Consider the following 6,011-nt stretch of genomic DNA (forward strand, 5'->3'; position numbering starts at 1 on the left):
CCGGTCGCATGAAGCCTTCGCCCTATTACGATAGGCTGGTCGATGTGATGGAAGAATTGTTCAAGTTCACCTTGCTGCTACGCGGCCGTACCGATTATCTGGTCGATCGCTACAGCGAGCGCAAGCAGCAGGCGACGCACAACATCAATAAAATATGATGTTTTGAAAATGCTTGACCTTCCCACGATAGGAAGATCTACAGTGTAATCACCCATTTGAAAAGGAGTCACATCATGTATGAATTGCAGGTTGAAAAAATGAGTTGCGGCCATTGCGTCAATGCAGTGACCAAATCGGTGCAGGCAGTAGATGCGCAGGCGCAGGTGGAAGTCGATCTGGCGCAGCGCAAGGTGCGCGTGCAGTCGGGCGCGGAACTGGCGAAGATCGCTGCAGCGATAGATGATGCCGGTTATCCGGTAGTCAGCAGTGCTGCCGTGTAGTCATTGAATAGCGGAGTACACAAAGAAAAAAGCGAGCCGTCCAGCTCGCTTTTTTATTGCATGCATGTTCATGTCAAAACGGCAGAACGATCAAGATTCAGGAATGGCATGCATGTTTGTCATCGCCATCCTGTTGCGCCAGGCCTTGCAGGATGGGGCAATCCGGCCGCCCATCGCCGCTGCATGTTTGCGCCAGATGCTGCAGCGTATCGCGCATCTCGCTTAATTCGGCGATGCGCTTTTCCAGGTCGGCGACATGCGCCAATGCAATCGTCTTCACGTCTGCGCTGGCGCGCTGCGTATCATTCCACAGCGAGAGCAAATCCCTGATCTGATCCAGCGAGAATCCGAGCGAACGTGCACGCTTGATGAAACGCAGCGCGTGCAGGTCCTTGTCATTGTAGGTGCGATAACCTGCACCGCTGCGTACACCCGGTGCGACCAGGTGGATGCTTTCGTAGTGACGGATCATCTTGGCGGATATGCCGGATGCCTTTGCTGCCTCTCCGATATTCATGATGTTTCCTTCCGCTTCAAACTGTATGCGTTGACTGTATCTTGCGCTGCTCGGCTGTCGCCGGATGCCAGCGGCGCAACAGCAAGGCATTGCTGATCACGCTGACCGAACTGAAGGCCATCGCTGCACCGGCAAACATGGGATTCAGCAAACCGAATGCCGCCAGCGGAATACCGACCAGATTGTAGATAAATGCCCAGAACAGGTTTTGCCGGATCTTGCTGTAGGTGCGGCGCGAGATATCGATGGCGTCGGCAACCAGCGCCGGATCGCCGCGCATCAAGGTAATGCCTGCTGCATGCATCGCCACATCGGTGCCGGTCGCCATCGCGATGCCGACATCGGCGGCGGCCAGTGCCGGTGCATCGTTGATGCCGTCGCCGACCATCGCGACGATCTGGCTTTCGCCCTGCAGCGCGGTGATCTTCGCGCTCTTGTCGCCCGGCAGCACCTGCGCCAGCACGCGGTCTATGCCCAGCTGTTTGCCGACCGCATTGGCGTTGCCCTGATTGTCGCCGGTGAGCAGTATGGTTTGAATTCCTAGTGCGTGCAGGCGCTCCACTGCCTGCGGTGCACTGTGCTTGATCGTGTCGCGAAAGGAGATCAAACCGAGCAGACCTGCTGACGCACCGGTTTCTGCCAGCCATGAGACGGTGTGGCCGTTTTCTTCCAGTTGCTGTGCGCGTTGCGCAAACTGCGTCATGTCGATGCCGAGCTCGCCCATCAGGCGTGCATTGCCGAGTTGCAGTGTGCGGCCTTCCACCGTTGCCATCATGCCGCGGCCGGGCAGGGCCTGGACTGCGCTGGTATCCAGCAGTAGCAGTTGCCGCGCTACCGCCTGTTCGACGACGGCGCGTCCGAGCGGATGTTCGCTGCTGCGCTGGATGGAAGCGGCCAGTTGCAGCAGTGTGTCTTCAGCGATGCCATTAGTCAGAAAATCGCTGACCTGCGGTTTGCCTTGCGTCAGCGTGCCGGTCTTGTCGAATACAACGGTCGTGATGCGATGCGCGATTTCCAGCGCTTCGGCATCCTTGATCAGGATGCCGTATCTGGCGGCCACACCGGTACCGGCCATGATGGCGGTCGGCGTTGCCAGTCCGAGTGCACACGGGCAGGCGATGACCAGCACGGTCACTGCATTGATGATGGCGACTTCCATGCTGCTGCCGGCCAGCCACCAGCCGATGAAGGTGAGCAGGGCAATTGCCAGCACGATAGGCACGAAGATCGCACTGACCTTGTCCACCAGGCGCTGGATGGGCGCTTTTTCCGATTGTGCGTTTTCCACCATGCGGATGATGCGCGACAGCGTGGTTTCTGCGCCGATTGCATCGGTACGCACCAGCAACACACCATCAGCATTGATCGCTGCGCCTGTCACTTTGTCGCCGACCTGTTTCAATACCGGCAGGCTCTCGCCGGTGATCAGCGATTCATCGACCTGGCTGCTGCCTTCGAGCACGGTGCCATCGACTGCGATCCGTTCGCCGGGACGGACGACGACGATATCGCCGACGCGCACTGCATCGATGGCGACATCGATATCCTTGCCGTCGCGTCGCACGCGGGCCGATTCCGGACGCAGTTTTTGCAGCGCGCGTATGGCGGAGGCGGTTTGCTTCTTGGCACGCGCTTCCAGCCACTTGCCGAGCAGGATCAGCGTGATCACCACGACTGCGGCTTCAAAGTACAGATGCGGCATCTGATCCGGCATCGCCGTCAGCAACAGATAGATGCTCAAGCCATAGGCGGCGCTGGTGCCGAGCGCAACCAGCAAATCCATATTGCCGGTGCCGGCCTTGACTGCATGCCAGCCGGCTTTGTAAAAGCGCGCGCCCAGCCAGAATTGCACCGGCGTGGCCAGCGCCCATTGCAGCCAGCCCGGCAGCATGAAGTGCACGCCGAAGGGTTCCAGCAGCATGGGTAAAACCAGCGGAATGGCCAGCAGCGCAGATAACACGACCGGCAGCCAGTCTCTTGAAGTTGCCGTACTGCCGGAAGAAGCTGAGCCCGATGCATCGTGCGGCAAGGCGGCGCTGTAACCTGCGGCATCGACTGCGGCAATCAGGGCAGACGCCGCGGTTCCGCCGCTTACTTTGACGCGTGCCTTGTCGGTGGCGAGATTGATGCTCGCATCAAGTACGCCATCGACCTTGCGCAAGGCTTTTTCCACCCGGCCGGCGCAGGAAGCGCAGGTCATGCCGGTAATATCCAGCTCGACCTCCTGCTGCGGCACGCTGTAACCGGCTTTTTCAATTGCCTGCTGAACAGTCGCTGCATCGACAGCAGCCGCATGATCGACTTCAACAGCGACGCTATCGGTAGCCAGATTCACACTGGTTTTTGTTACGCCGGGAATCGCGTTGATGGCTTTTTCCACGCGTCCTGCGCAGGATGCGCAGGTCATGCCGGCGACGTCTAGCGTGATGCGATGGGTGCTGTCGGATACGGCTGGGCTGCTCATGATGGGACTCACTGGAAGCGGAAGATGAAATGAGTATTGACCTTACCATGATGGGAAGGTCAAGCCTATTTTTCAAGCGCTAAACGGTGGGCCCGGGAATTAAATTTCAGTATGGAAAAGTGCTCGTGCTCTTGAAACAACTTACTGATGTGCCTTGTTATCAGCAAGTTGTATCAGGTGCAATCTTTAATCCCAGCCGCGATAGCGCGGATCGGGCGATACATAAGCAATGACTGGCCGGTTCAGTACGCCGGGTGGGGCGACCCGACTAAGATCAAATGAGGTAACTGTGGAACCGACGTAAAAATCCCAGCCGAAGGATTTGTCGCCAACGATGAAGTTGATGACTTCGCCACCTTCCACATTGACCCATTTGGTTTCAGGCGTAATGACGATGGTGCGTGTGGCGGCAACGGACGGGGCCGGATTGCCCAGTAGATCGAGACGCGACGGTGCGGAAAACGCCGGCATGCTGAATGCCATGAGGGCGGTAAATATAAGAATCAGTGATCTGAGCAGCATGGCGAACTCCATAGGAATGATGCAAAAACGAAGGCAAGGGCGCTATTGTTTTAGAGCGCGAAGCATCATACAGGTTCCGTGTTGATCGCTGTCCGGTAGCGGCAAGCGCATCATCGCTGATCGTCTTTCTGCATATGCAAGCTAGAAAAGCATCATTTACATTCGTCGGTGAGGTCACTACCATCGCGTTGTGGCATGGCCGCGCATGCTCGCGCAGCCTTCGTTGCTTCCAGTTTCTTTAAAGGCAAAACATGTTCGGTTTCAAACGGAAAAAATTATCTGCACTGGCGCTGGCGGGTGCGCTCGCATGGTCGCTGAATCTGGCGTCGCATGCTGCATTTGCCGCCGATCTGAAAATCGGCTTGTCGGCAGACGTTTCTTCGCTCGATCCGCATTATTTGAACATTGCCCCCAATATTGCATTCTCTTCGCATATCTTCGATGCACTGGTGAATGTCGATGCGAACGGCAAACTGGTGCCGGGTCTGGCGATTTCATGGCGCGCAGTGGATGCGACGACATGGGAATTCAAGTTGCGACGCGATGTGAAATTTCACGATGGCTCGCCTTTTACTGCCGACGATGTGATTTTTTCGCTGGACAGGCCGGCAAAACTGACCAGCAGCCCCGGTCCGTTTACTTCCTATACCAAACAGATAGCTGCGAAAAAAATCGTCGACCCTTACACCGTGCGTCTGACGACCGCCGCACCATACGGTCCGCTGGCACTGGATATGAGCACGATTTTTATCGTGTCGAAGAAAGTGGCTGAAAAAGCGGGTAGCGACGACTTCAATAGCGGCAAGGCGCTGATAGGCACCGGCCCGTATAAATTCCTGAGCTTCAAGCGCGGTGACCGCATAGAAGTGACGCGCAACGATCAATACTGGGGCGGCAAATCGGATTGGGACAAGGTCACCTTTCGCATCATCACCAATTCCGCACCGCGTCTGGCCGCCTTGCTGTCCGGCGATGTCGACGCGATTGAAGGCGTGCCGACCGCCGATCTGGCGCGTCTGAAGAGCAATGCCAAATTCAGCCTTGCGCAAAAAATATCCTGGCGCACGATATTCTGGGAGCTCGATCAGTCGCCCGGCGTTTCGCGTTACGTGACCGATAAATCCGGCAAGCCCTTGCCGAAAAATCCGCTGCACGATGTGCGCGTGCGGCAGGCGATGTCGAAAGCCATCAATCGTCAGGCCCTGGTGGAACGCACGATGGAAGGGCTGGCGGTACCGGCCTCGAATATCGTGTCGCCCGGCGTATTCGGCTACAACGATGCGCTGAAGGTGGAGGCCTACGATCCGGAAGGAGCGAAGAAACTGCTGGCGCAAGCCGGCTATCCGAATGGTTTTGCACTGACGATACATGGCCCCAACGATCGCTATATCAATGACGAACAGGTAGTGCAGACGGTGGCGCAATTCTGGAATCGCATCGGTATACAGACCAAGGTGGAAACCCTGCCGCTGTCAGTCTATTTCGCCAAGGCGCGGGCTGGCGAATTCAGTGTGTCGCTATTGGGCTGGGGTACATTGGCGGGTGATTTCGGTTTGCGTACTTTGGTCGGTACGCCGAATGCGGAAACCGGCTGGGGTTCGTGGAACTGGGGCAAGTACAGCAATCCGACGGTGGATAAATTGATCGCTTCATCACTATCGTCGGTCGATCAGAGCAAGCGTGTAGCGTTTGCGAAAGATGCGGCAGCTGTCGCCCTGCAGGATTATGCGGTGCTGCCGCTGCATCACCAGTATGCGACCTGGGCGCTGCGCAAGGGCTTGAAGTACACTGCGCGTACCGATGAATTCACTTTTGCACATCAGTTCCATCCAGAATAAATCCCGCGTGCCATTGCATCTGCAGGACGTTCGCGCTCGCGCTTTTACCTTTGTTATCGCGAGCGTGGACTGATCATGCTCGACTTTATTCTGCGCCGTCTCGGACAAAGCATCATTGTGCTGGCAGTGATGTCGCTGCTGGTTTTTATCGGCGTATATGCAATCGGCAATCCGATCGACATGCTGATCAGTCCCGATGCCGACCAGCTTGAGCGCGCCCGCACCATCGC

The 6,011-nt window shown here is 56.9% G+C and carries 5 protein-coding genes and 2 pseudogenes; 4 read left to right on the top strand and 3 right to left on the bottom strand.

Going from position 1 to position 6,011, the window contains the following annotated elements; all coding sequences use genetic code 11:
* Window positions 1-158, top strand: a pseudogene (locus ABWP27_RS11605) (arsenical resistance protein ArsH); the annotation flags it as partial.
* A 75-nt stretch (window positions 159-233) separates the two neighbouring features.
* On the top strand, window positions 234-440 hold the full coding sequence (locus ABWP27_RS11610; protein ID WP_353156925.1) for a cation transporter: 207 nt from the start codon (window positions 234-236) through the stop codon (window positions 438-440).
* Window positions 441-537: 97 nt separating this feature from the next.
* On the opposite strand, the gene cueR is transcribed toward ABWP27_RS11610, so the two are convergent.
* The 3 genes from cueR to ABWP27_RS11625 form a co-directional block, all read right to left on the bottom strand.
* Window positions 538-957, bottom strand: a complete 420-nt coding sequence (gene cueR / locus ABWP27_RS11615; RefSeq protein WP_353156928.1) for a Cu(I)-responsive transcriptional regulator — start codon at window positions 955-957, stop codon at window positions 538-540.
* 16 nt (window positions 958-973) lie between these two features.
* Complete coding sequence (locus tag ABWP27_RS11620; protein WP_353156931.1) at window positions 974-3,421, bottom strand: heavy metal translocating P-type ATPase; 2,448 nt, start codon at window positions 3,419-3,421, stop codon at window positions 974-976.
* A gap of 186 nt (window positions 3,422-3,607) precedes the next feature.
* On the bottom strand, window positions 3,608-3,943 hold the full coding sequence (locus ABWP27_RS11625; protein ID WP_353156934.1) for a CzcE family metal-binding protein: 336 nt from the start codon (window positions 3,941-3,943) through the stop codon (window positions 3,608-3,610).
* A gap of 251 nt (window positions 3,944-4,194) precedes the next feature.
* Here ABWP27_RS11625 and ABWP27_RS11630 point away from each other — a divergent pair, with 251 nt between their 5' ends.
* Both ABWP27_RS11630 and ABWP27_RS11635 read left to right on the top strand, forming a co-directional pair.
* Complete coding sequence (locus tag ABWP27_RS11630) at window positions 4,195-5,781, top strand: ABC transporter substrate-binding protein (protein WP_353156937.1); 1,587 nt, start codon at window positions 4,195-4,197, stop codon at window positions 5,779-5,781.
* Between the two features lie 75 nt (window positions 5,782-5,856).
* Window positions 5,857-6,011: pseudogene (locus ABWP27_RS11635) on the top strand (ABC transporter permease); the annotation flags it as partial.

It is taken from the genome of Herminiimonas fonticola (assembly GCF_040395855.1).
In the GTDB taxonomy this organism is placed as follows: Bacteria; Pseudomonadota; Gammaproteobacteria; order Burkholderiales; family Burkholderiaceae_D; genus Oxalicibacterium; species Oxalicibacterium fonticola_A.